The organism is Mesorhizobium sp. M1295, assembly GCF_040318135.1.
Lineage (GTDB): Bacteria > Pseudomonadota > Alphaproteobacteria > Rhizobiales > Rhizobiaceae > Mesorhizobium.
Genome location: NZ_JAMYLU010000001.1, coordinates 568316 through 592501 on the forward strand (window position 1 = coordinate 568316; position 24186 = coordinate 592501).

Genomic DNA, 24186 nt, shown 5'->3' on the forward strand with positions numbered 1-24186 from the left:
CCGGATTTTCGTCAGAGCTCGCCGATTTGCATCCGGGATAGGCTCCGACTTTGCCTTGACCGGCCCCCTGAAGCCCATAAAACGGGAAGCCCAGAAAAGAAGGGCAGCCGAGGGACGAGGCCTGCATGTTCACAAAGATCCTGATCGCCAACCGTGGCGAGATCGCCTGCCGCGTGATCAAGACGGCGCGCAAGATGGGCATCGCCACCGTCGCGGTCTATTCCGACGCCGACCGCGACGCGGTGCATGTCGAAATGGCTGACGAGGCGGTGCATATCGGCCCTTCTCCCGCCGCGCAAAGCTATCTGGCCCCGGAAAAGATCATCGCCGCCTGCAAGGCGACAGGGGCCGAGGCCGTGCATCCCGGCTACGGTTTCCTGTCCGAGCGGGCATCCTTCTGCGAGGCGCTGGAGCAGGAAGGCATCGTCTTCATCGGCCCGAAGCCCAAGGCCATCAAGGCAATGGGCGACAAGATCGAATCGAAGAAGTTCGCCAACGCCGCCAAGGTTTCGACGGTGCCCGGCTGGCTCGGCGTCATCGAAAACGCCGCCCATGCCGAAAAGATCGCCGGCGAAATTGGCTATCCCGTGATGATCAAGGCCTCGGCCGGCGGCGGCGGCAAGGGCATGCGCATCGCTTGGAGCAAGGCAGAGGTGCGCGACGGCTTCGACCGGGCGCGGTCGGAGGCCAAAAGCTCGTTCGGTGATGACCGCGTCTTCATCGAGAAGTTCATTGTCGATCCGCGCCATATCGAAATCCAGGTGCTAGCCGACGCCCATGGCAACACGCTCTATCTCGGCGAGCGCGAATGCTCGATCCAGCGCCGCAACCAGAAGGTCGTAGAAGAGGCGCCGTCGCCGTTCCTCGATGCCAAGACCCGCAAAGCCATGGGCGAGCAGTCGGTGGCGCTGGCCAAGGCGGTCGACTACCAGAGCGCCGGCACGGTCGAATTCATCGTCGATAGCGACAAGAACTTCTATTTCCTGGAAATGAACACGCGCTTGCAGGTCGAGCATCCGGTGACGGAACTGGTCACCGGGATCGACCTGGTCGAGCAGATGATCCGCGTGGCAGCCGGCGAAAAGCTCGCCATCAAGCAGGGCGACGTCAAGCTGAACGGCTGGGCGGTGGAAAGCCGCCTCTATGCCGAAGACCCATATCGCAACTTTCTGCCGTCGATTGGCCGGTTGACGAGATACCGGCCGCCGGACGAGGGGCAATTTGGCGAAATAGTCATCCGCAACGATACTGGCGTCACCGAAGGCTCGGAAATCTCGATGTTCTATGATCCGATGGTCGCCAAGCTGTGCACCTGGGCGCCGACACGGCTTGCGGCAATAGATGCGATGTCGGAAGCGCTGGACAGTTTCGTCGTCGACGGCATCGAGCACAACATACCGTTCCTGGCGGCGCTGATGCAGCATCCGCGCTGGCGGGAAGGGCTGATATCGACCGCTTTCATCGCCGAGGAATACCCAGACGGCTTCGCGCCGATCGTGCCAGACGCCGAGGAGAAAGCGGTGCTGGCCGCGATCGCCACCGCGGTCGAACTGCTGCGCCGCGACCGGCTCGACCGGCTGGGCGGGCGGCTGGCGCCGCATTCCGGCGCCTTGAAACGCGATTGGGCGGTGAAGATCGGCCGGGATTATCTTTCGGTCGCCATCGTCGAAGGCATGATTTCCATTCCGATGGAGCTCGACCTCACAATCGACGGCGACAAGGCACTGAGGGTGACCTCCGACTGGCGGCCGGGCGATCTCATCTGGCGCGGCACGGTCGGCGGCCGCAAAGTCGCGGCGCAGGTCAGGCCGGTGCTGAACGGGTTCCGCCTTGCCTGGAAAGGCATGTCTGTGACAGCCCGCGCCATGCTGCCGCGCACCGCCGAACTCGAAAGGCTGATGCCGGAAAAAGTGGCGCCGGACACGTCGAAGATGCTGCTCTGCCCGATGCCTGGCCTCGTCGTGTCGATTGCGGTTGCCGAGGGGCAGGAGGTCAAGGCCGGCGAGACGCTGGCGGTGGTCGAGGCGATGAAGATGGAAAACGTGCTGCGCGCCGAGCGCGATCTCATCGTATCGAAGCTCAACGCCAAGCCCGGCGACAGCCTTGCGGTCGATGCGGTGATCATGCAATTCGCGTGAGGCTGAAATCCGCCTCGGCGCCGGCCTGGGACGTTGGAGATTAGCGAAAGCCGAGGTGACGGCCAATCTCCCCCCTCGTGGGGGAGATGTCCGGCAGGACAGAGAGGGGCGCGAAGAAACGCGACCTTGCAATGGGTTGGCACGCTCAGTGGAGGAGGGACAGGCGAGGCCGTGAGGAATTCGCTTTTTGCCGTCGTGGCGTATTTTGTTCTTGCTTTGTGCCGGCAGCTATGCTATTAGTCTGGGTATGGTGCTAAATGGCTCCAACGACCCGCCCGCTGTGGCGGGTTTTTTGTTTTCAGGCCTGACGTCGGCGGGACAGCGCCCCTCTCTGTCCTGCCGGACATCTCCCCCACGAGGGGGGAGATTGGCAGGTTCGGCGGTTGCTCTAAACTCACAAAGCTCCAATCGCTTCCGCTGGACTCGTGTTACCCGGTGCCGGACAATACATCTTCATCGACTGAGTCCTTGTGAGGCGGCGCGAAAAAACCATGGCGGATGAGAGACTTCCACGCGATCCCTTGCTGCGCGAGGCCTATGCGAAGGCGTCGCGGGCGGAGCAGGCGGCGCGTCGGTTCATTCATCTGCGCGTGCATTCGGCCTATTCTCTGCTCGAAGGCGCCTTGCAGCTCGGCAAGATCGTCGGCCATGCGGTGCAGGACGAGTGCCCGGCAATCGCCGTCACCGACACCAACAATCTGTTCGGCGCGCTGGAATTCGCCCAGAAAGCCGTGAAGGACGGCATCCAGCCGATCATCGGCTGCCAGATCGACCTCGCCTTTTCCGGCGAGGCGAGCGACAGCCAGCGCGACCGCAGGCGGCAAGGACCGGAGATGCGGCCCGTCGTACTGATCGCCGCAACCGAGGCCGGCTACGGCAATCTGGTCAGGCTGGTCAGCCGCGTCTACCTCGAGACACCGCCCGGCGAAGCGGTGCATCTGACGACCGAGATGCTGCAGGGCCACTCCGACGGTCTGATCTGCCTTACGGGCGGGCCGCGAGGCCCGATCGGCAATGCCTTGAAAGAGGACCGCCGCGAACTCGCCGAGACCCGGCTCCTGGCGCTCAAGGGCCTGTTCGGCGACCGGCTCTATGTCGAGCTGGAGCGCGTGTCCGGCTACGACCGCACGATCGAGCAGTCGTCGGTCGACCTCGCCTACCGCCACGATCTGCCGCTGGTTGCCACCAACGAGGCGTTTTTCTTTTCTCGTGAAGACTATGAGGCGCATGACGCGCTGATCGCCATCGCCGAAGGCTCCGTGGTTGCGGCCGACAATCGCCGCCGCCTTTCGCCCGACCACTTCCTGAGAAGCCAGGCCGATATGGCGAGGCTGTTCGCCGACCTGCCGGAAGCAATCGACAACACCGTCGAGATCGCGCTGCGCTGCTCCTACTATCCGAAGACCCGCAACCCGATCCTGCCGCGCTTTGCCGGCCGCGATGTCGCCGACGCCGAAGCGGCGGTTAAAGCGGAGGCGCAGGAGCTTGCCCGGCAGGCGCATGAAGGGCTGGACGCGCGGCTGGCGGCGCATGGGCTCACACCCGGCTACACGGCCGACCAGTATCGCGAAAGACTGGATTTCGAGCTCGGGGTCATCGAGAAGATGAAATATCCGGGCTATTTCCTGATCGTTGCCGACTTCATCAAATGGGCCAAGGCACAAGGCATTCCGGTCGGCCCGGGCCGCGGTTCGGGCGCCGGCTCGCTGGTTGCGTATTCGACGACCATCACCGACATCGATCCGCTGCGCTTTTCGCTGCTGTTCGAGCGCTTCCTCAATCCCGATCGCGTGTCGATGCCCGACTTCGACATCGACTTCTGCCAGGACCGGCGCGAGGAGGTCATCCGTTACGTCCAGCAGAAATACGGCCGCGACCAGGTCGGCCAGATCATCACCTTCGGCACACTACAGGCGCGCGCGGTGCTGCGCGACGTCGGCCGCGTGCTGCAGATGCCTTACGGCCAGGTCGACAAGCTGAGCAAGATGGTGCCGTCGAACCCGGCCAATCCGGTCAAGCTCGCCGACGCCATCGCCAACGAGCCGCGCTTTGCCGAAGAGGCCGAGCGGGAGCCGATCGTGCAAACGCTGCTCGACACGGCGCAGAAGCTGGAAGGTCTCTACCGCCACGCCTCGACGCACGCCGCCGGTATCGTTATCGGCGACCGGCCGCTGTGGGAACTGGTGCCGATGTACCGCGATCCGCGCTCGGACATGCCGGTCACACAGTTCAACATGAAGTATGTCGAGCAGGCCGGGCTGGTGAAATTCGACTTCCTTGGGCTGAAGACGCTGACCGTGCTGGACAGGGCGGTCAAGCTGATCCGCCGCCGCGGCATCGAGATCGATCTCGCCCACATTCCGCTCGACGACCCGGAAACCTACGCCATGCTGTCGCGCGGCGAGGTGGTCGGCGTGTTCCAAGTGGAAAGTGCCGGCATGCGCAAGGCGCTGATCGGCATGCGGCCCGACTGTATCGAGGACATCATCGCGCTGGTCGCGCTCTACCGGCCGGGGCCGATGGAGAACATCCCGACCTACAACGCCAGAAAGCATGGCGAGGAGGAGATGGCGTCGATCCACCCGAAGATCGACCATCTCGTCAAGGAGACGCAAGGCGTCATCGTCTACCAGGAACAGGTGATGCAGATCGCGCAGGAGCTTTCCGGCTATTCGCTGGGCGAAGCCGATCTGCTGCGCCGCGCCATGGGCAAGAAGATCCGCGCCGAGATGGACAAGCAGCGCGAGCGCTTTGTTTCCGGTGCGGTCGAGCGTGGCGTCGGCAAGCCGCAAGCCGACTTCATTTTCGACCTGCTGGCAAAGTTCGCCGACTATGGTTTCAACAAATCGCATGCTGCCGCCTATGCCGTCGTGTCGTACCAGACCGCCTATCTGAAGGCGCATTACCCGGTCGAATTCCTGGCCGCATCGATGACGCTCGACATGGGCAATACGGACAAGCTCGCCGATTTCCGCCAGGATGCGCTGCGTCTCGGCATCGAAGTGGTGGCGCCATCGGTGATGACGTCGTTCCGGGATTTCGAGGTCGGCGAGAACCGCATCTTCTATTCGCTGGCCGCGCTAAAGGGCGTCGGCGACGCGGCGGTCGAGCACATCGTCGCCACGCGCGGCGAAAAGCCGTTCAAGAGCCTCGCCGATTTCTGCGAAAGGGTAGATCCGAAGATCGTCGGCAAGCGCGTCTTCGAAAGCCTGATCATGGCTGGCGCGCTCGACTGCTTCGGCCACGACCGCGCGGCGATGATGGCCGGCGTCGAGCGGATGATGGGGCTGGCATCGCTGGCGCAGCAGAATGCCGTCACCGGCCAGCATGACATTTTTGGCGCTTCGCTTGGCGCACAGTCGCGGGCACTCAACCTGCCGGCGACCGACCCCTGGCTCGCCGCCGATCGCCTGCATCGCGAATTCCAGGTGGTTGGATTCTATCTCTCGGCGCATCCGCTCGACGAATACAAGGCGGCGCTGCAGAAAATGCGGGTGCAGACCTGGGGCGAGTTTTCGGCCGCCGTCAAACGCGGTGCTGCCGCCGGCCGGCTCGCCGGTACCGTCACCACCAAGCAGGAACGCAAGACGCGCACCGGCAACAAGATGGGCGTCGTGCAGTTTTCCGACACGTCGGGCCAGTATGAAGCGGTGCTGTTTTCGGAGGGGCTGGCACAATACCGCGACCTGCTCGAACCCGGCCGCTCGGTGGTGATCACCGTTTCGGCCGAGGACAGGCCGGAAGGCGTCAATCTGCGCATCCAGACCGTGCAGTCGCTGGAGGACGAGGCAAGCCGCATCCAGAAAGCGCTGCGCATCTTCGTCAGAAATGACGCACCGGCATCGACAATCCAATCGCAACTTGGGCAGCGTGGCGACAGTCAGGTGAGCATCATCGTCATCAAGGAAGGCGGCGAGGGCGAGGTCGAGATTGAGTTGCCCAACCGCTACCGCGTCTCGCCGCAGATCGCGTCGGCGATGCGCGCTGTGCCAGGCGTGGTGGAAGTGGAGCTGGTGTAGCCGGCTGCCCGGCTGGCAACACTGGACGGCTGGTGGCCCAAACGTTATCGCAGTCGCCATGAATGCAATAGACAAGAGTGGAGCGCAGGATTCTTCAGCCTTGGCGCGGCTCCGCGACATGCTGCGCAAGCTATATCACGGGCGCACAGCGGCGGCGTTCCGGTTTCAGCTTGCGGCTGTTGTCATCGACCTCGCCATCATTGCCTTTTTTATTGCCACGCCGGTGATACAGAAGTCGTCCTCGTTCCTCTGGCTGGACTACTCCGTGGCAGCACTCGTCGCCGCCGACATGATTGCCCGGCTGCTTGCCTCCAACGACATGCTGCGCCTGATGAGACAGCCGGCGTCGTGGATCGATGCCTTCATCCTGCTGACTCTGCTGATGCCTACGGCGCTGGCCAATCTCGGTTTTTTGCGCATCCTGCGGCTGTGGTCGCTGTCGCGTAGCGGCGCGCTGTGGCGATTTCTCGAGATGCGCGGCTTCAGGCGATGGCGCGAGGCGAGCCGCGCGGTCATCAATTTCCTGACGTTCCTCTTTGTCATCACCGGCTTCGTCTACACCTTCTTCTTCCGCACCGTGGGCGGTCTCGAGGGCTATGTCGATGCGCTGTATTTCACCGTCGCCACAGTTACCACGACCGGCTTCGGTGACATCGTCCTGCCCGGCGTGGCCGGCAAGCTCACCGCGATCGCCACCATGATCATCGGCATATCGCTGTTCGTCAGGCTTGCGCAGGCGCTCTTCCGTCCCACCAAGGTGTTCTTTCCTTGCCCGCAATGCGGGCTGCAGCGGCACGAGCCCGACGCCGTCCATTGCAAGGCCTGTGGGCACGTTCTGAACATACCCGACGATGGCGATTGAATTGCAGGGCTACGATGCTGCGACCTCAGCCGGTTTGGCGGCTTTTTTCTGCAGATTGAGCAGATTGCCGAGCAGGATCAGCGCGCCACCGCCAGCGGTGAAGGCGTCGATCTGCTCGTGATAAAGCAGCCATCCGATCACCGCCGACAGCGGTACGCGCAAAAAGTCCATTGGCGAGATGACCGTCGCATCGGCATAGACAAGTGCGCGGGCCATGCAGAAATGCGACGACATGCCGGTAAACGCGATCAGCAGGATCCACGGCCAGAGCTCGAGCGGCGGGTTGCGCCATTCGTATAGCGCCGGGACGAGGCCAAGCACCGACTGGATGATCAGCATCCAGAAGATGATGCGCACGACGCTGTCCGTCCGCGTCAGCGACTTGACGAGAACCACCGAGACGCCGAAGCAGACTGCGGCTCCCAGCACGATAACATGCCCCGGATTGACCGCACCGACGCCCGGGCGCACGATGATCATCACGCCGATCAGCCCCAGCACGATTGCCGCAAGCCGTGGCCGGGAGAGCCTTTCGCCGAGGAAAGCGACCGCCAGCAGGGCGGTCCAGATCGGCGTGGTGAATTCGATCGAGATCAGCACCGCAAGCGGGATCAGCGTCAAGGCGTAAAGCCAGGCAGCCTGGCCGGTATAGTGGACGACGTTGCGGGCGATATGGGCCAGCGGACGCCCGGTGCGCATCGCCGCAAAACCGCCTGACATCATGACCAGCGGCAGCAGGATGAAAAAGCCGATCACCGAGCGCAGCTCGAGCACCTGGAAGACGTTGAGCTCTGCCGTCGTGGCCCGGCCGGCGACCGACATCGCCAGGAACGAGGCGATCGACAGCGCCATCCAGAACGCGGCCTTGGGGATCGAGGGTGCGGGTGCCATGGGCGCTATGTCGCAAGCCGGGGCTTTCATCGCAACCGCTAGCCGACGCATTCGACTGGGCCAGCCGTGAAGCGTTGCAAACAGTGATGTTGAAGCCGGAACCCGCCGCTGAGGGAAGCGTTGGTCCCTCAGTGTTTGCGTGCCGTGTTTTGGATACCAACGAGGAGCGGTCCGATGAAATCACTCGCACGATTTGTACTTGCCGGCTGCCTGACGGCCGGGGCCGGCGCAGCGCATGCCGACGATCCGGATTTTCTTCGCTCATTCCAGGGGAATTTCGCCGGCAAGGGCATCGTCAAGGTCACCACCGATGCGCCGACGGTGAATGTCTCCTGTCACTTCAATTCCGACGCGACGTCGAACTCATTGTCGCTCGACGGCAGCTGCCGCGGTCTTATCTTGGTGACGCGCGACATCAGCGCGGACCTCAGGTCCAGCGGGACGAAATACAGCGGCACCTATGTCGGATCGCGCACCGGGCCGGCGCAATTGAGCGGCAGCCGAAAAGGCAACGCAATCAATCTCGGCATCCGCTGGGCCAAGGAGGTCAATGGCGATCGCAAGGCGCAAATGACGGTCGAGAAGAATGGCGAGGACGGCATGCGGCTGACCGTTATCGACGTCGACCCGAAAACCGGCGAGCGCGTGATTACCAGCCGGATCGATCTGCGGCGCACTTAGCACTATCACTCCTCGATCGGTTCGGGCGGGTGCGCATCACGGCCCTTGCCGAAGGTATAGCCGGTTTCCACCGCCCTGCGGCCGAACTTGCCGCGCAGCGTGTCGATGGCGCCTTCGGCCATGGCGCGCTTGCGTGACTTGACGTCGACCAGGTCGGGCGGGTCCGCCCGGTCATCGTCGGAGAGATCGCTGACGCCAATGCCGAGCAGCCGGTATTTCGTGCCATCCGCTTCCTTGCGTAGCAGCTCGAGCCCGGTCTGAAAGATGCGGTCGGCCAGCCGGGTCGGATCGCCGAGCTGGCGATTGCGCGTGCGGATCTTGAAATCCTGGGTCTTCAGCTTGAGGACGACGGTGCGTCCGGCAATGCCGGATTTTTTCAGCCGGGCCGAGACTTTCTCCGCCAGCGCCCTCAGCACCGAAACCAGTTCCTCGACGGAGGCGATGTCGGTGTCGAAAGTGGTTTCCGCCGAGACGCTTTTCGCGTCCTGGTCGGGAACGACGCGGCGGTCGTCCTCGCCGCGCGAAAGCCGGTAGAGCCGGTCGCCCATGACGCCATAGCGGCGCATCAGGTCGCCGCGTTCCATGCGCTGCAGCTGGCCGATGGTGCGGATGCCGTCGCGCTCGAGCGTGGCGGCAAAGGCCTTGCCGACGCCCCAGATCAGCGTCACCGGCTGCTCGGCCAGGAAGCCGATAGCCTCGGCCTCGCCGATCACCGAAAAGCCGCGCGGCTTGCGGAAGTCCGAGGCCACCTTGGCCAGGAACTTGCAATAGGACAGGCCTGCCGAAACGGTGATGCCGATCTCCTTTTCGACGCTGAGAGCGAAGCGCGCCAGCACCACCGCAGGCGGCAGGCCATGCAGGCGCTCGGTGCCGGCGAGGTCGAGGAAGGCCTCATCGATCGAGAGCGGCTCGACCAGCGGCGTCAGCGCCTGCATCATGGCGCGCACCTCGCGGCCGACGCGGACGTATTTTTCCATGTCCGGCGGGAGGACCACCGCGTCCGGGCAGGCTTCGAGCGCCTTGAACATCGGCATTGCCGAGCGCACGCCATGGATGCGGGCGATATAGCAGGCGGTGGAGACGACGCCGCGCTTGCCGCCGCCGATGATCAACGGCCGGTCCTTCAATGCCGGGTTGTCGCGCTTTTCGACCGCCGCGTAGAACGCGTCGCAATCGATATGGGCAAGGCGCAGCCGGTAAAGCTCGGGATGGCGCGCAAGCCGCGGACTGCCGCAGCGCTCGCAACGGCGTGCCTCGCTGCGCTGAAAATTCAGGCAGTCGCGGCAAAAACCGTGTTCGGGATTGTTGACAGGGGCCGCCATCGCTGCGAACATAAAGAGAACAAATGCAATGGTACGTCAGGACGGACGCCACGACAAGGCGGTGGGCCGGGAGAGAGCTCATGAATACGACCATAGCGCCGCTAGTGCCCGAGCTTTGGGCGGATTTCGAAGATCTTTTCGGTAAGCAAGGCGCCTGCTACGGCTGCTGATGCACACATTTCCGGCTGTCGCCGGCAGCGCGCCGCGCGAGCGACCGGGAGCGCAACAAGGATCATATCAAGGCGCGGATCGAGGCCGGGCCGCCGCCCGGCCTGCTGGCCTTCGAGGACGGCCGGGCAGTCGGCTGGATGCAGATCGGCCCGCGCGCCGACGTGCCCGAATGGAACAACCAGGGCAGGGGGTCGGCGCCGCTCGACCCCGCCGATGCCACCGATCCCGGCGTCTGGGCGATCTCCTGCTTTTTCATCCGCGCCAAGGCACGCGGCAGGGGCCTGTCGCACCGCCTGGTCACAGGCGGCATCGACTTCGCACGGGAAAATGGTGCCCGGCTGATCGAGGCCTGCCCGATCGATCTATCGAAGGATTCGCGCTCGATCGGGCTGTTCGTCGGCTCGTCGCGGGTCTTCGAAAAGGCCGGGTTCCAGCGATTGGTCGAGCGCAAGCCGGGCCGGCCGCTGGTGCGGCTGGTGCTTTAGGCAATGCCGCGGGCGACATCGATCCGTCCGGCTCGCCTTGCGGTTGTGATGGTAATTCCCTACCAGTGATAGAAACGGTTTGACGGCCGCGAATAAGTGAGGATCGACATGAAGCGCGTTTTGCCACTTGTTTTACTGCTTGCCTGCAGCGGACCGGCCTTCGGCCAAGCGGTCGACAGGCAAGGGGCGAAGCAGCTTTCCGACGATCTGGCGCGCTATATCGGAAAGAAGCTGTTCGATATCGGGTTCGTGAAAATTTCAGTCGACGGCGATGCCTACAAGCTCGCATTCGACTTCAAGCCAGTCACGGATTTGATGGCAAAGCAGCAAGCCTTCAAGTTCGACATCACGCCTTACTTCATCTTGGTCAAGCCGCGCAAAGATGGACACTGGGACGTTTCGGCGGACGTGTCCCCGAAGGGGTCTATCGATTTCGTTGGCCCTGAGGGGGCGCAGCACATCGACTTCTCCGTGTCGGACAACAAGTTCACCGGAGTTTATGACCCCGACCTGGCCGCTTTCGCGAGCGCAACCGGTTCGATGGCTGGCATGACGATGACCACCCGAGAGCCCAAGCAGCAGGCGGATGTCACGGTCGGTCCTGGCACTGCCGTAATAGTTTCGACCAAATCCGCAAACGGCGGCGTCGATTTCACGGTGACGGAAAAAATAACGAACTTCGCCGAAACGATCAAAGTCAACGATCCCAAAAGTGGGTTGAGTTTTCCGGCTGCTGTAAAAGCGCCTGAACTTTCTGTGGATGCGGCCGGCAAGGGTTTGCGGACAAAGCCGCTGCTCGACCTGCTTGCTTTCATCGTGGCGACTGATGATGCAGCCAAATTCAAGGCGGATGGGGCGGAGTTCAAATCGCTTCTGACGGCAGCACTGCCGTTGTGGGAGCGGATCGACGGCACCTACGGCTTCAAGGACCTTGTGGTGGAGAGTCCGGTCGGCAAGTTCGGTGCGACGCAACTGAATACCGCTGTCGGCATGGACGGCATCGCCAAGGAAGGCAAGATCAACTACGCGTTCAAGGTTTCCGGCCTGACAATACCGCAGCAGGTGCTGCCCAGCTGGAGCGTTGCGTTGCTGCCGACGGATATCGACCTCAACTTCGGCGGCGCCAACATCGATCTGGACAGCATGGCGAAGAAAACCATCGAAACCCTTGATTTCAGCAAGGATCCACCGCTGCCGGCAGATTTCGGCAACCAGATCTCCGCCGATTTCCTGGCCAAGACGCCAAAGGCCATTCTCGGACACAGCACGATCAAGAACGGCAACATCGAGATTGCGATGGAAGGCGAGATGACCTTCCCCGGCAAGAAGCCGCGTGCGGACGTGACAATCGACATCACCGGCTACGACAAGATCGTGGAGACCTTGCAGACGGCGGCGAAGACGGACCCGCAGGCCGCGCAGTATTTTACCGGCGCGCTGGCGATCAAAGGGTTTGGCAAGACGCTGCCGGACGGCCGGCTTGAATGGGTGATCAACACCAAAGCCGACGGTTCGGTGACGGTCAACGGCGCCATGCTGAAGCCGGCCGACCCCGTTGGGACGGACAACAGTGGGGAAGAGGCAACGCCATAAAGCACCAGCAGTGGCCCATCGTCTGCGGAAGGCTCTTCGATCTGCCCGCAGTCTCGGCATCGTGGCTTATGTCGAATGCTCATGATTGTCGTCGCCGAGCGGCAGTGCCCGCAACGCCTTGCCCACTGCGGCCGGCGGCGTGCCGGTTTCCTCCGAAAAACGCATCAGCGTCGGCTCGTGGGCGAGGATGAACTGCAGCACGCCGGCCAGGAAACCCGGCTCGCCGGCCGCCCGGCGGATGGAATGGGCCTCGATGCCGGTGATCGCCAGGAAGCGGGGCAGAAGTTCCGGATCGGCGGCGACGAAGCCCAACGCCTTTACGGCAATGGTTTCGGCTTCCTCGCGCATTGACGCTGCGTTTGCCATCGCTACTTTTCCTTCGTGGGGGAATCGTTCTGTTTTCGCAGTAGTGGCAAGTGTTGCCGGCAGCAAGCTCGCCGACCTGGAATCCGAACGCTTTTCCGGCGGCCGGTTTCCGTTTCGTCAATCATATTGCCGTATAGTGGGAACAGGTTTGGTGCGTGCCGACAAGGGGCGCATGACGGCACCCTTCGAGTGGAAGGCCAGCCGGGACGGGAAATCGATGCCTAAAAAGGTTATGATCGTCGAGGACAACGAGCTCAACATGAAGCTCTTTCGCGACCTGATCGAAGCGAGCGGCTACGAGACTGTGCGTACACGCAACGGCCTGGAAGCGCTGGATCTGGCGCGGCAGCACAGGCCGGACCTCATCCTGATGGACATCCAGTTGCCCGAAGTGTCCGGCCTCGAGGTGACCAAATGGTTGAAGGAGGACGATGATCTCCACGTCATCCCGGTCATTGCCGTCACCGCCTTCGCGATGAAGGGCGACGAGGAGCGCATCCGCCAGGGCGGCTGCGAGGCGTATATTTCCAAGCCGATCTCGGTGCCGCGTTTCATCGAAACCATCAAATCCTACCTGGGCGATGCCTGATGTATCTTTCCAGCCGAGCCGGAGCTTTGTGACATGACCGCGCGGATCCTGGTCGTCGACGATATCCCAGCCAATGTCAGGCTGCTGGAGGTTCGGCTGCTCGCCGAATATTTCGAGGTTCTGACCGCCACCAACGGGCCGGATGCGATCGAGATCTGCGAGAACGGCAAGGTCGACGTCGTGCTGCTCGACGTGATGATGCCCGATATGGACGGGTTCGAGGTCTGCCGGCGGCTGAAGGGTGATCCGGCGACATCGCACATCCCGGTCGTGATGATCACCGCGCTCGACCAGGTTTCGGACCGGGTGCGCGGCCTCGAGGCCGGCGCCGACGATTTTTTGACCAAGCCGGTCAACGATCTGCAGCTGATGACGCGCGTCAAGAGCCTGGTCAGGCTGAAGTCGCTGACAGACGAGCTGCGGCTGCGCGCCTCGACGACGCGCAATATCGGCATCGAGGAGCTTTTGAGCCGCAACTTCGCGGCCGACGACGCGGTGCCGAAGGTGCTGCTGGTCGATGAGCGCAAATCCTCCTTCGAGCGCATCCAGAAGATGCTGCGCGGCAGTGCCGATCTCGACGTCGCCACCGATCCGCATGCCGGTTTCTTTCAGGCTGCCGAGTTGCCCTACGAATGCGTGATGATTTCGACGGCCTTCGCCGATTTCGACCCGCTGAGGCTCTGCTCGCAATTGCGCTCGCTCGATCGCACCCGTTTCCTGCCAATCATCCTTCTGGCGGACGAGGGCGAGGAGGGGCGCATCATCCGCGGCCTCGAACTCGGCATCAACGACTATCTGATGCGGCCGATCGACCAGCAGGAGCTGACCGCGCGGCTGCGCACGCAGGTGCGCCGCAAGCGCTACAACGACCAGCTTCGCGCCAGCGTCACCCAGACCATCGAGATGGCGGTGACCGATGCCCTGACCGGCCTGCACAACCGCCGCTATCTCGACAGCCATCTGCAGACGCTGTTCGACCGCGCCGTGGCACGGCGCCGGCCGCTGTCGGTGATGATCACCGATCTGGACCGCTTCAAGACCATCAACGATGCGCATGGCCATGACGGCGGCGATGACGTGCTGCGCGAATTCGCCCGGCGGTTGCGCAAGAATGTGCGCGGCATCGACCTTGCCTGCCGCTTCGGTGGCGAGGAGTTCGTCGTGGTGATGCCGGACACGGACGGTGCGGTAGCCGAAAAGGTCGCCGAGCGCATTCGCGCCGAAATCGCCCAACTGCCGTTTGCCGTCGGCGCAGAAGGAAAGGCCATCGAAGTCACCGTCAGTGTCGGCGTGTCGTCGGTGCTGAAAGGGGTGGACACGGTCGCGGCGCTAATGAAACGCGCCGACCTCGCGCTCTACGAGGCCAAGAGCGGCGGCCGCAATCGCGTCGTCGCCAAGGCGGCATAGCCCGGACACCAATTAGCCAGTCAACGCGACAAGGTTACGAATTTACCTTAATCCAAGCGATTTGCGAGGCTTGGTTAAGAAACTGTTGATTTTCATAAGTTGGTGCGCAAATGTGCAGCCCTTAGACGTAACCGGCACGAGGCTAGATCGCCGGTTCGACCCGAAGAATACCCCATGATGCTCAGGTCCGCCGCATCTCCTGGGTCCGTGGGGTCGGCCGGCCGGCGCTGGCACATAGTGGCCTCCTCGTACCGCTGCCAAACGCCGGCCGGCCCCCAATTTCAAAACACATCAGGACTCTGTGTCAGCATCCAGAAAATGCTGGCTTTTTGCCGTGACAGGTAGGCCGCCTTTTGATCAGCACGCTGGGGGCGGTACGCATGTGCCTGCAGCCGATTGACAGAGCCTGTCTTCTATGCAGAAATTGGTTGGACCATTGAGCCATTTTTGGTGACCCGTTGGCATGACCGAATTCGGCCTTTCGCCCATACAGGCAACTGCTCGCGACGACGCGGTGCTCAAGGCCCTGGCCGGCTTTGTGATGCGGGAAGCCCTCGGGCCCGGCCAGAGACTGCCGACCGAACGCATCCTTGCCGAGCGCCTCAAGGTGAGCCGCAACACCGTGCGCGAGGCGCTGACGCGCTGGGAAGGGCTCGGCCTGGTCGAGCGGCGGCAAGGCAGCGGCACTTATCTCAAGGGAGTGGTGTCGCTGGACATGCTGCACATGCCGCTGACGCTGGCCGGCGGCAATGATTTCACCAGCCTGATGCAGACGCTGGAAATCCGCCGCGCGCTGGAGGCGGAAGCAGCCGCCCTTTGCGCCGTTCGCGCCGGCCAGGCAAATCTCGTCGAGATCGGGCGCAAGCTCGACATTATGGAGCAGGCCTTCCACACGCGCGCCGGCATGTCGGCGGAGGAGGACTGGGAATTCCACCAGTCGATCTACCGCGCTTCCGGCAATCCGCTGTTCGAGCAGATCATCGCCGCCATGCACGAGCTGTTCCACCGTTTCTGGGAACATCCGCTCGGCGTGCGCGACTTCGGCCACGCCAGCTTTCCTTACCACCGCACCATCTACGAACGCATCGCCGCGCACGATCCGGAGGGAGCCCGGGCCGAGGCGCTGAAGCTGATCGCCACCGTCGAGGACGATCTGAAACGCGGTGCGGCCAAACTCAAACTCTCAGGCCAGAAATGAACGACCATCCCGCCGGTTTCGAAAACGACTATCTCGCCGAGGCTGCGACGCTTCTCGCCCATGACGAGCCTTTTCCCGGCGGTGCGGTGGTGCCGCCGATCTACCAGACTTCGCTCTTCACCTTCGCCAATTATGCCGAGATGGCCGACACATTCGCCGGCAGGCGACGCCAGCCGATCTATTCGCGTGGCGACAACCCGACGGTCATGGAGTTCGAGGCGCGTGTCGCGGCTCTCGAAGGCGCGGAAGCCGCGCGCGGCTTTTCCAGCGGCATGGCGGCGATCAGCGCCACGGTGCTTGCTTTCGTCGGTGCCGGCGAGCGCATGGTTGTCGTGCGCAATTGCTACGGCGATGCCTACCGGCTGTTCGAACGGCTGTTGCCTCGGCTCAACATCAAGGTCGACTATGTCGACGGTTCCGATCCGGACGCGGTCGCCGCAGCACTTCCCGGCGCCAAGCTGCTCTACCTGGAAAGCCCGACGTCGATGATGTTCGAGCTCCAGGACATAACGCATCTGGCACGGCTGGCCAAAGAGCAGGGCATCGTCACCTCGATCGACAATTCCTGGGCGACGCCGGTGTTCCAGAAGCCGATTTCACACGGTGTCGACCTGGTGCTGCATTCTGCCTCGAAATATCTCGGCGGCCACAGCGACACAGTCGCCGGCGTGGTGGCCGGTTCGGCTGCCCATATCCGACACATCAACGAGCAGACCTATTCCTATCTCGGCGGCAAGCTTTCGCCTTTCGAGGCCTGGCTGTTGCTGCGCGGGCTGCGCACATTGCCGCTGCGGTTGCCGCACCACATGAAGAGCGGGCTGACCATCGCCGAGCGGCTGAAGGCGCATGGCCATGTCGAGCGGGTCAACCACCCGGCCTATTCCAACCATCCAGGCAAGGCGACGCTTGCCGGCTATGCCGGGCTGTTCTCATTCGAAGTGACGGAAGACGTCGACATCCCGGCTTTCGTCGATGCGCTGAAACTCTTTCGCATCGGCGTCAGCTGGGGCGGCCATGAGAGCCTGGTCGTTCCGGCAAAGGCCTCGCTCGAGCAGACGCCGGGCCTGAATTCGATGGCGCGCTTCGGCGTCAGCCCGCGAACCATCCGCTTCAGTGTCGGATTGGAAAGTGTCGAAGACCTGTGGGCGGATGTCGCCCAGGCCTTCGACAGAGCAAAAAGATAAAAGGAGCCGTTCAAAATGGGAGTGCTGAACATGAAAAAACTGAGCATCCTTCTTGGTGCCGTCGCGGGTCTCGCGATTTCCGCCGGCAGCGTGCTGGCCGATTCCACCATCAAGATGGTCGAGGTCATTACCAGCCCGCCGCGTACCGAATTCCTCAAGAAGCAAATCGCCGAGTTCGAGACGGCCAATCCGGGCGTCAAGGTCGAGCTCGTATCGCTGCCTTGGGGCCAGGCGTTCGAGAAGTTCCTCACCATGGTGCAGGCCGGCGACACGCCCGACATCGTCGAGATGCCGGAACGCTGGATGGGCCTCTACGCGACCAACGGCCAGCTCGAGGACCTCGGGCCATACATGGCCAAATGGGACGATGCCAAAACGCTGGGCGAGCGCGCCAAGCAGTTCGGCTCGACGGTCGACAACAAGCAGTACATGATCCCTTACGGCTATTACCTGAACGCGCTGTTCTGGAACAAGAAGCTGTTCAAGGAGGCCGGCCTGGACGGTCCGCCGTCGACGCTCGACGAATTCGTCGAGGACTCCAAGAAGATCTCGGCGATACCGGGCAAATACGGCTACTGCCTGCGCGGTGGCCCGGGCGCCTTCAACGGCATGCACATGTTCATGAACATTGCCGCGGGTAAGGGCGGCTATTTCAACGAGGACGGCACCTCGACCATCAACGAGGAAGGCTCGGTCAAGGGCCTGCAGATGCTCGCCGACATGTACAAGAATGGCCTGGCGCCGAAAGATGCGGTGAGCTGGGGTTTTAACGAGACCGTCACCGGCTTCTATAGTGGCACCTGCGCCATGCTGAACCAGGATCCCGACGCGCTGCTCGGCATCGCCGACAAGATGAGCGCCGACGACTTCGCCGTGGCGCCGATGCCGGTCGGGCCGAGCGGCAAATCCTATCCGACGCTCGGTTATGCCGGCTGGGCGATGTTCGCCAATTCCCAGCACAAGGACGATGCCTGGAAGCTGATGGCGACGCTGTTGTCGCCCAAGGACAATCTGGAATGGGCAAAGGAAGTCGGCGTCATTCCGATCCACAACGGCGCCGACCAGGACGCTCACTTCAGGACCGAGCAGTTCAAGGGCTGGTTCGAAGAACTGAACAACGGCGACAAATACGAGATGGTGACGCCGCCGACGCATCTGGAAAACCTCGGCAATTTCGTCGACCAGGTGGCGATCAAGAATTTTCAGGAAGTGCTGCTTGGCCAGAAGGCGGCCAAGGACGTGGCCGACGAATGGGCCAAGTTCCTGACCAAGGAACAGCAGGACTGGCTGGCCAAGAACAAGAAATAGCTTTTCTTCCTTCTCCCCGTTCACGGGGAGAAGGTGTCACGAAGTGACGGATGAGGGGCGGCGCCAACCCGTCGTGGCTCGTGCTGCCTCTCATCTGCCTGCCCGTCCTCCGCAGCAGCTGCGCTGCAGCTGCGGAGGGTAGACCGGCATCTTTTCACCGTAACGGGGAGAAGGGCGCTGTCCTCGACGCTGCTCAGGAGACAATCCAGCACCAATGACCTATGCCGTGTCCGAAATACGACCTGCCGGCAAGCCACGACGCAAGCGGCTGTCTCACGCCGCAATCGAACCCTGGCTCTATCTCAGCCCGGCGATCGTGCTGCTGGTCGTCGTGCTCCTGGTGCCGCTGGTCATCGGTATCGGCTACTCGTTCCGCAAGTTCTCGGCATTCAAATCCGAATATGTCGGGCTTGGGCAGTATCAGGCGATGCTGTCGGATCCCGTGCTCGGGCAGGCGCTTGTCAATACGCTGTGGTGGACGGCAGCCAGCCTGTTCTTCCAATTCTTCCTCGGCCTTGGCCTGGCGCTGCTGCTCGACACGCCGTTCCGGGGCAGAAAGATCGTGCAGGCGGTGGTCTTCCTGCCCTGGGCGGTGCCGTCCTTCCTCTCGGGCCTGACCTGGGCCTGGCTGTTCAATCCGATCATCGGGCCGCTGCCCCACTGGCTCTATGCATTGGGGCTGAAAGCCGAGCCGACCAACGTGCTCTCCGATCCCTCGACAGCCATGTGGGGGCCGATCGTCGCCAATGTCTGGTTCGGCATTCCCTTTTTTGCCATCACGCTTTTGGCGGCGTTGAAGTCGATACCCTCGGAATTGCATGAGGCGGCGGCGATCGACGGCGCCTCGCCGTGGCAGCGCTTCACCAAGGTGACGCTGCCGTTCCTGGCGCCGACCATCGTCATCACCGTCATGCTGCGCACGATATGGATCGCCACCTTCGCCGACCTGATCTTCGTCATGACCGAAGGCGGGCCTGCCGGTTCGACCGCCACAGTGCCGGTCTATATCTATGTCAGCGCGTTCAAGTCGCTGGACAAGGGCTATGCCTCCGCGGTGGCGGTGCTGCTGCTTGCGCTGCTCATCGTCTATGCGATTGCACTGATCGGCATCCGCCGCTCGCTGGTGAGGCACGTCTGATGATTGCCGGACGCTCCGTCTCCTCGCGCGTTCTCGGCGGCATCGGCCTTTACGGCGCCATCGCCACCTATATGGCCTTTGCGCTGTTCCCGATCTTCTGGACGTTGAAGATCTCGGTCACGCCGGAGCGGCTGCTCTATTCCGAAGGCATCACTTTCTGGCCGTCGCAAACGACGCTGCAGAACTTCGTCACCGTGCTGGAAGCAACCGATTTCCCGCGCTATTTCCTGAACAGCGTTATCGTTTCGGTGTCGACGGCAGCCTTCGTAACGGTCATTGCCACGCTGGCCGGCTACGCCATGTCGCGATTTTCCTTCCGTGGCAAGGCGACCCTGGCCATCCTGCTTCTGCTCACCCAGACCTTCCCTCTGGTGATGGTCATTCCGCCGATCTACCGCATCATGGGGCAGATCGGTCTCATCAACAGCCTGACCGGGCTCGTCATCATCTACACCGCCTTCAATACGGCCTTTGCGACCTTCCTGATGCAATCCTTCTTCGACGGCATCCCGCGGGACCTGGAAGAGGCGGCGATGATCGACGGCTGCACGCGTCTGCAGGCGATGCGCAAGGTGATCGTGCCGCTGACGCTGCCCGGCATGGGCGCGACGCTCGGCTTCGTCTTTACCGCCGCCTGGAGTGAGTTGCTGTTTGCGCTGATGCTGATTTCCAGCGACGACCAGAAGACCTTCGCGGTCGGCCTGCTCACCTATATCGGCAAATTCGCGGTCGACTGGGGGCAGATGATGGCCGCTTCCATCCTGGCGCTGATCCCGGTCTGCATGTTCTTTGCCTTCCTGCAACGCTACCTCGTCACCGGCCTTACCGCTGGTGCCGTCAAGGGATAGATCGATGGCCTCCGTCACTCTCGACAAAGTCCGCAAAGACTATGGAGCCGTGCGCGTCCTGCACGCGGTCGATCTCGAAATCGCCGACGGCGAGTTCGTCGTCCTGGTTGGGCCATCCGGCTGCGGGAAATCGACCCTGCTGCGCATGATCGCCGGGCTGGAGGAGGTCTCCGACGGCGAAATCCATATTGGCGAGCGCCTGGTCAACGACATCGCGCCAAAGGACCGCGACATTGCCATGGTATTCCAGTCCTACGCGCTCTATCCGCATATGGACGTGTCGAAGAACATGGGTTTCAGCCTGATGCTGAGGAAGGCCGGCAAGCCGGCGATCGATGCAAGGGTGGACGGTGCCGCCAAGCGGCTCGGGCTCGATGCGCTTCTGCAACGCTTGCCGCGGCAATTGTCCGGCGGCCAGCGTCAGCGCGTCGCCATGGGCCGGGCCATCGTCCGCGACCCGAAAGTCTTTCTCTTCGACGAGCCGCTTTCGAACCTCGATGCCAAGCTGCGCGTCCATATGCGTGCCGAGATCAAGGCGCTGCACCAGCAATTGAAGACCACTTCGGTCTATGTCACCCATGACCAGATCGAAGCAATGACAATGGCCGACCGTATCGTCGTCATGCATGACGGCCTCGTCCAGCAAGTCGGTGCGCCGCTCGATCTGTATGACCGGCCGGTCAACATGTTCGTCGCCGGGTTCATCGGCTCGCCCGGCATGAATTTCCTGCCTGCCGTGGTTGAAAAGACCGCCAAGTCGGATGCCGTACTGGCCGACGGCCAGAAGCTGCGGCTGCCGGACGGGTTGCCGCTCAGGGATGGCGATGCGATCACCGTCGGCTTACGGCCGGAGCATATCCGGCTTGCCGACAATGGCGCGCTGAAAGGCGAGGTGGGCGTAGTGGAGCCGCTCGGCCTGTCGACTCAATTCTACACCAAGCTTGCCGGCCAGCAGGTGTGCGTCTTCGCCATGGGTCGGGCCAGTGTGAAACCGGGTGAGGCCGTGCGCCTGTCGGCCGACCCGGCGTCGCTGCATCTGTTCGATCCGGCAAGCGGTGATCGCATCGGCTAGTCCTGCATCCCCGAAACGAAAAACGCCGCCCGGAAGGCGGCGTTTCGGTACTGCGAGAGAAAACCGGATTACTTGATCTTGGTTTCCTTGAACTCGACGTGCTTCTTGGCGACCGGGTCGTATTTGCGGAACGACAGCTTGTCCGTCTTGGTGCGGCTGTTCTTGCTGGTCACGTAGAAGAAACCGGTGTCGGCGGTCGACAGAAGCTTGATCTTGATGTTTGCGGCTTTGGCCATGATGTTCGTCCGTTAATGTTCGTGGAGTTTTGGCCGCTGGAGCACGGGGAAACACCCGGACGCGGGAAACTTGCCGCGACACATAAAGAACGCGCCCGGAAAGTCAACCCTTGTCCAGGTTCAAGCGTCTTCCGTGACTGGCAGCGCCTTCTTCCAGTCTCCAGTCGTGTTCCACCAGCGGTTCGGGTTGGCGCGGTCGTCGAGACCCTTGGAGCGGCTGGCAAGCAGCGGCTGAATGCGGATCACCGGCTCCTGATAACTGTGAACCTGGTAAATCGCTTCGACGACGCGAGCGGCGAGCTTCTGGTCGTCGGGCAGTTCGAACGACACCTCGACAGTGCCCGGCCGCCTGCGCAATTCCGTCTCGGCGCCGGCGGCGGCACCTTCAAGCGGCCGGTAGCGTTCGATGCCGTCCGCTGACTGAAAGGCATTGCTGTCATATTTGCCCATTCTGAGCGGCGCGATCGCGACCACCGCCTCCATGATGCGGTCGACATCGGCGGCCGGTGCCTGAAAGGTCACCAGCAGCAGCAATTCCATCCGCAGCGATTTCGTCTCAAAGCCACTGTCGATCATCCGAGGTCTCCCTGCTTATGCACTTTGAGGGAGCATATACGCGAGCGCTCCTGACATGGTGGTGTCAGTAGTTAGTCAGCAGTGGGAGCAATGTCGGCAGCGGGCCCACTCAGAGGATTTTGCGGAGCAGCCTGGTGCCAACCAGCACGATATAGCAGGCGAAGAACAGGCCGAGCGCCCAACCGAAGCCCGACGGCCCGAAAGCATCCATGCCGATGCCGATTGCCTGCGGGCCAAGCACCATGCCGACACCGTAGCAAAGCACGAAGGCGGCGTTGGCGGAGGCCAGTTCGTGGCCGGAAAGCTGGGAACCGAGATGCGCCAGACCGATCGTGTACATGGCGGCGACCACGCCGCCCCAGACGAACAGAAGCGCTGCCATCAAGTGCCAATTCTGCGCGAAGAACGGCATAAAGACGGTGCCGACAAGCCCGACCGTGGCACAGGCCATCAGCAGATAGCGGCGGTCGCTGACGCGGTCGCTGATCATGCCGATCGGGATCTGCAACAGCACGTTGCCGAGCCCGATCATAGTGAGCAAAAGAGCTGCGTCGGCCTCGGAGTAGCCGATGCGGTTGCCGTAGACCGGGAACAGCGCAAAGCCGCCGGTCTCGACCGCACCGAACACCAGCACGGCCGCGGTCGCCGTCGGCACCAGCCAGATATAACGCAGGAAATTGCTGGTTTCGCCGTCGGCGACGATCGTCGGGCTCTCGTTGCGTGCTGCCAGAACCGGTATGGCAGCGAGCGTCACCAAAGCGATGGTGACGCCGAAGGGCAGGAAGCCGCTGCTGCCGAGATGAGCGAACAGCCATGGCCCGGCGGCAAAGCCGAGAGACAGCACGGTGGCATAGATGCCGAGGACCAGTCCGCGCCGGTGTGGCGGCGCCGAGGTGCTGATCCAGAATTCTGAGAGGATGAACAGCACCGTCAGCGCGACGTGCAGCAGGACGCGCAGCGGAAACCACATCCAGAAAGCTGGCGCGAAATGGAAACCGACAAAGGCCAGCGCCCCGGCGACGATCATGGCAAGCATCGTCCAGGCGACCCCGAACCGCATGGCAAGCGGGGTGGCGAGCGGCGCGCCGGCGATCGAGGCGAGGCCGGCGACCGCGGTATTGAGACCGATCATCGACGCCGAATGACCACGCGTTTCCAGGATGACGCTGAGCAGCGGCATGCCGAGGCCGATGGCGATGCCGACGACGCTGATCGAAGAGATCGCCGCGACCATCGGCAGCCAGTGTACGCGTTCCTCGCTCTGCGGCTGGGTATCGACTGTCATGGAATGCCTGGCTGCTCTAGAGAATTTCGCGGACGAAGCGATTGCGGACAAGCCGATAGAACGGCACGGGACCGCCGGGCCTCAGCAGCGGATCCTGGGCGAGCCGCGTTTCCAGCTCCTCCAGGACCGTGCGCGTGATGTCTGGAACGTCGGCTTGACTGGCCTTGGCCAGCGGCAGCCAAACGACGTCTTCCAACTCGTTGGTCGGACCGCCACCCGGCAGTTCCACGGCGACGTCGTCGCGCCATGCGGCGAGAAAGCGCGTATCGAAGCGGCGCACCCGGTTGGGCGGCGTGATGGCGCGTGCGACGAAGCGCAGCGCTTGCAGTGATGGAATAACACTGTGTTCGACAAAGCCCTGCCAGTCGCGCTTGGCGGTCGCGAAGGCGCCTTTTTGGCCAATCAGCAGCCCGGCCTCCTCATAGGTTTCGCGGATCGCCGACAAAGCAATGGCACGGGCGCGGGCAGCGCTGGTGCGGCCGATGCCCGCGGTCAATCTCGCTTCTTCGTCAGGGTGCAATGCAGTGGCTACGGGGATACGGCTGTCGGCCGGATCGGTGCGGCCACCGGGAAACACGAATTTTCCAGGCATGAAGGCGTGGCGGGCATGGCGACGGCCCATCAGCACCAGCAACTCACCGTCCTTGCGGTCGAGCAGGATCAGCGTCGCGGCGTCACGGGGGCGTATTGGCTGGCTGTCGAGCGCGATTGCGCTTCGCTCAACCTTGTCGACTTCCGCCTTGGTCATGCCGTCCATGCGCTCGACCTAGCGGAATCTTCTCTCATGCGAAAGTGGGCTTCATCCATAGCCGATTGC

20 protein-coding genes and 1 pseudogene are annotated in these 24186 nt (G+C 62.7%); 14 read left to right on the forward strand and 7 right to left on the reverse strand.

Annotated elements, in window-relative coordinates; all coding sequences use genetic code 11:
* The first annotated feature begins 125 nt into the window (after positions 1-125).
* From NKH29_RS02705 to NKH29_RS02715, 3 genes are all read left to right on the forward strand, one after another.
* The gene (locus NKH29_RS02705) at positions 126-2138 is read left to right on the forward strand and encodes an acetyl-CoA carboxylase biotin carboxylase subunit (protein WP_352998953.1); all 2013 of its coding nucleotides are present in this window, start codon (positions 126-128) and stop codon (positions 2136-2138) included.
* A gap of 491 nt (positions 2139-2629) precedes the next feature.
* Entirely contained in the window at positions 2630-6157 is a 3528-nt protein-coding gene (gene dnaE / locus NKH29_RS02710) for a DNA polymerase III subunit alpha (protein WP_352814555.1), read from the forward strand.
* Between the two features lie 58 nt (positions 6158-6215).
* Positions 6216-7019: an ion channel gene (locus NKH29_RS02715; protein ID WP_352482189.1), complete on the forward strand. Its 804-nt coding sequence runs from the start codon at positions 6216-6218 to the stop codon at positions 7017-7019.
* Between the two features lie 9 nt (positions 7020-7028).
* Here the strand turns inward: NKH29_RS02715 and NKH29_RS02720 are convergent, their stop codons facing one another.
* Positions 7029-7910 carry a DMT family transporter gene (locus tag NKH29_RS02720; RefSeq protein WP_352495358.1) on the reverse strand — a complete coding sequence of 294 codons (882 nt, stop codon included), beginning with the start codon at positions 7908-7910 and terminating at the stop codon, positions 7029-7031.
* Between the two features lie 174 nt (positions 7911-8084).
* Between NKH29_RS02720 and NKH29_RS02725 the strand changes: the two genes are divergently transcribed.
* Complete coding sequence (locus tag NKH29_RS02725; protein ID WP_352495357.1) at positions 8085-8591, forward strand: hypothetical protein; 507 nt, start codon at positions 8085-8087, stop codon at positions 8589-8591.
* Positions 8592-8596: 5 nt separating this feature from the next.
* Here the strand turns inward: NKH29_RS02725 and NKH29_RS02730 are convergent, their stop codons facing one another.
* Positions 8597-9925, reverse strand: coding sequence for a DNA polymerase IV (locus tag NKH29_RS02730; RefSeq protein ID WP_023720118.1), 1329 nt, complete (start codon positions 9923-9925; stop codon positions 8597-8599).
* 68 nt (positions 9926-9993) lie between these two features.
* On the opposite strand from NKH29_RS02730, the pseudogene NKH29_RS02735 reads away from it, so the two are divergent.
* Both NKH29_RS02735 and NKH29_RS02740 read left to right on the forward strand, forming a co-directional pair.
* A pseudogene (locus tag NKH29_RS02735) lies at positions 9994-10569 on the forward strand (GNAT family N-acetyltransferase).
* Between the two features lie 108 nt (positions 10570-10677).
* Positions 10678-12162 carry a hypothetical protein gene (locus NKH29_RS02740; protein WP_352789174.1) on the forward strand — a complete coding sequence of 495 codons (1485 nt, stop codon included), beginning with the start codon at positions 10678-10680 and terminating at the stop codon, positions 12160-12162.
* A 66-nt stretch (positions 12163-12228) separates the two neighbouring features.
* Here NKH29_RS02740 and NKH29_RS02745 read toward each other — a convergent pair whose 3' ends face one another.
* Positions 12229-12528, reverse strand: a complete 300-nt coding sequence (locus NKH29_RS02745) for a DUF3572 domain-containing protein (protein WP_023720115.1) — start codon at positions 12526-12528, stop codon at positions 12229-12231.
* A 172-nt stretch (positions 12529-12700) separates the two neighbouring features.
* On the opposite strand from NKH29_RS02745, the gene NKH29_RS02750 reads away from it, so the two are divergent.
* The 8 genes from NKH29_RS02750 to NKH29_RS02785 all read left to right on the forward strand — a co-directional run bounded on the left by NKH29_RS02750 (position 12701) and on the right by NKH29_RS02785 (position 21272).
* Complete coding sequence (locus tag NKH29_RS02750; RefSeq protein ID WP_348625950.1) at positions 12701-13117, forward strand: response regulator; 417 nt, start codon at positions 12701-12703, stop codon at positions 13115-13117.
* A 33-nt stretch (positions 13118-13150) separates the two neighbouring features.
* Positions 13151-14524 carry a PleD family two-component system response regulator gene (locus NKH29_RS02755; protein ID WP_352586987.1) on the forward strand — a complete coding sequence of 458 codons (1374 nt, stop codon included), beginning with the start codon at positions 13151-13153 and terminating at the stop codon, positions 14522-14524.
* A gap of 463 nt (positions 14525-14987) precedes the next feature.
* Positions 14988-15722, forward strand: coding sequence for a FadR/GntR family transcriptional regulator (locus NKH29_RS02760; RefSeq protein ID WP_023720113.1), 735 nt, complete (start codon positions 14988-14990; stop codon positions 15720-15722).
* Positions 15719-16906: a PLP-dependent transferase gene (locus NKH29_RS02765; RefSeq protein ID WP_023720112.1), complete on the forward strand. Its 1188-nt coding sequence runs from the start codon at positions 15719-15721 to the stop codon at positions 16904-16906. The genes NKH29_RS02760 and NKH29_RS02765 overlap by 4 nt, the downstream gene beginning before the upstream one ends.
* Before the next feature lie 30 nt (positions 16907-16936).
* Positions 16937-18214 (forward strand): ABC transporter substrate-binding protein, encoded by a 1278-nt coding sequence (locus tag NKH29_RS02770; RefSeq protein WP_023720111.1) that lies wholly within the window; start codon positions 16937-16939, stop codon positions 18212-18214.
* Between the two features lie 214 nt (positions 18215-18428).
* Positions 18429-19352, forward strand: a complete 924-nt coding sequence (locus tag NKH29_RS02775; protein WP_352789180.1) for a carbohydrate ABC transporter permease — start codon at positions 18429-18431, stop codon at positions 19350-19352.
* The gene (locus NKH29_RS02780; protein ID WP_352789182.1) at positions 19352-20200 is read left to right on the forward strand and encodes a carbohydrate ABC transporter permease; all 849 of its coding nucleotides are present in this window, start codon (positions 19352-19354) and stop codon (positions 20198-20200) included. Before NKH29_RS02775 ends, NKH29_RS02780 begins: the two co-directional genes overlap by 1 nt.
* A gap of 4 nt (positions 20201-20204) precedes the next feature.
* Positions 20205-21272, forward strand: a complete 1068-nt coding sequence (locus tag NKH29_RS02785) for an ABC transporter ATP-binding protein (protein ID WP_352587004.1) — start codon at positions 20205-20207, stop codon at positions 21270-21272.
* 68 nt (positions 21273-21340) lie between these two features.
* On the opposite strand, the gene rpmG is transcribed toward NKH29_RS02785, so the two are convergent.
* The 4 genes from rpmG to NKH29_RS02805 form a co-directional block, all read right to left on the reverse strand.
* Complete coding sequence (rpmG, locus tag NKH29_RS02790; protein WP_006201775.1) at positions 21341-21508, reverse strand: 50S ribosomal protein L33; 168 nt, start codon at positions 21506-21508, stop codon at positions 21341-21343.
* A gap of 120 nt (positions 21509-21628) precedes the next feature.
* Entirely contained in the window at positions 21629-22084 is a 456-nt protein-coding gene (locus tag NKH29_RS02795) for a YqfO family protein (RefSeq protein WP_023720107.1), read from the reverse strand.
* A 109-nt stretch (positions 22085-22193) separates the two neighbouring features.
* Positions 22194-23369: an MFS transporter gene (locus NKH29_RS02800; RefSeq protein WP_023720106.1), complete on the reverse strand. Its 1176-nt coding sequence runs from the start codon at positions 23367-23369 to the stop codon at positions 22194-22196.
* Positions 23370-23385: 16 nt separating this feature from the next.
* On the reverse strand, positions 23386-24126 hold the full coding sequence (locus tag NKH29_RS02805; RefSeq protein ID WP_023720105.1) for an NUDIX hydrolase: 741 nt from the start codon (positions 24124-24126) through the stop codon (positions 23386-23388).
* Positions 24127-24186: the final 60 nt, after the last annotated feature.

Coding starts and splice junctions, on each gene's coding strand:
- NKH29_RS02705 (WP_352998953.1), top strand. CDS start 126: ATGTTCACAAAGATCCTGATCGCCAACCGTGGCGAGATCGCCTGCCGC.
- dnaE (WP_352814555.1), top strand. CDS start 2,630: ATGGCGGATGAGAGACTTCCACGCGATCCCTTGCTGCGCGAGGCCTAT.
- NKH29_RS02715 (WP_352482189.1), top strand. CDS start 6,216: ATGAATGCAATAGACAAGAGTGGAGCGCAGGATTCTTCAGCCTTGGCG.
- NKH29_RS02720 (WP_352495358.1), bottom strand. CDS start 7,910: ATGGCACCCGCACCCTCGATCCCCAAGGCCGCGTTCTGGATGGCGCTG.
- NKH29_RS02725 (WP_352495357.1), top strand. CDS start 8,085: ATGAAATCACTCGCACGATTTGTACTTGCCGGCTGCCTGACGGCCGGG.
- NKH29_RS02730 (WP_023720118.1), bottom strand. CDS start 9,925: ATGTTCGCAGCGATGGCGGCCCCTGTCAACAATCCCGAACACGGTTTT.
- NKH29_RS02740 (WP_352789174.1), top strand. CDS start 10,678: ATGAAGCGCGTTTTGCCACTTGTTTTACTGCTTGCCTGCAGCGGACCG.
- NKH29_RS02745 (WP_023720115.1), bottom strand. CDS start 12,528: ATGGCAAACGCAGCGTCAATGCGCGAGGAAGCCGAAACCATTGCCGTA.
- NKH29_RS02750 (WP_348625950.1), top strand. CDS start 12,701: ATGACGGCACCCTTCGAGTGGAAGGCCAGCCGGGACGGGAAATCGATG.
- NKH29_RS02755 (WP_352586987.1), top strand. CDS start 13,151: ATGACCGCGCGGATCCTGGTCGTCGACGATATCCCAGCCAATGTCAGG.
- NKH29_RS02760 (WP_023720113.1), top strand. CDS start 14,988: ATGACCGAATTCGGCCTTTCGCCCATACAGGCAACTGCTCGCGACGAC.
- NKH29_RS02765 (WP_023720112.1), top strand. CDS start 15,719: ATGAACGACCATCCCGCCGGTTTCGAAAACGACTATCTCGCCGAGGCT.
- NKH29_RS02770 (WP_023720111.1), top strand. CDS start 16,937: ATGAAAAAACTGAGCATCCTTCTTGGTGCCGTCGCGGGTCTCGCGATT.
- NKH29_RS02775 (WP_352789180.1), top strand. CDS start 18,429: ATGACCTATGCCGTGTCCGAAATACGACCTGCCGGCAAGCCACGACGC.
- NKH29_RS02780 (WP_352789182.1), top strand. CDS start 19,352: ATGATTGCCGGACGCTCCGTCTCCTCGCGCGTTCTCGGCGGCATCGGC.
- NKH29_RS02785 (WP_352587004.1), top strand. CDS start 20,205: ATGGCCTCCGTCACTCTCGACAAAGTCCGCAAAGACTATGGAGCCGTG.
- rpmG (WP_006201775.1), bottom strand. CDS start 21,508: ATGGCCAAAGCCGCAAACATCAAGATCAAGCTTCTGTCGACCGCCGAC.
- NKH29_RS02795 (WP_023720107.1), bottom strand. CDS start 22,084: ATGATCGACAGTGGCTTTGAGACGAAATCGCTGCGGATGGAATTGCTG.
- NKH29_RS02800 (WP_023720106.1), bottom strand. CDS start 23,369: ATGACAGTCGATACCCAGCCGCAGAGCGAGGAACGCGTACACTGGCTG.
- NKH29_RS02805 (WP_023720105.1), bottom strand. CDS start 24,126: ATGGACGGCATGACCAAGGCGGAAGTCGACAAGGTTGAGCGAAGCGCA.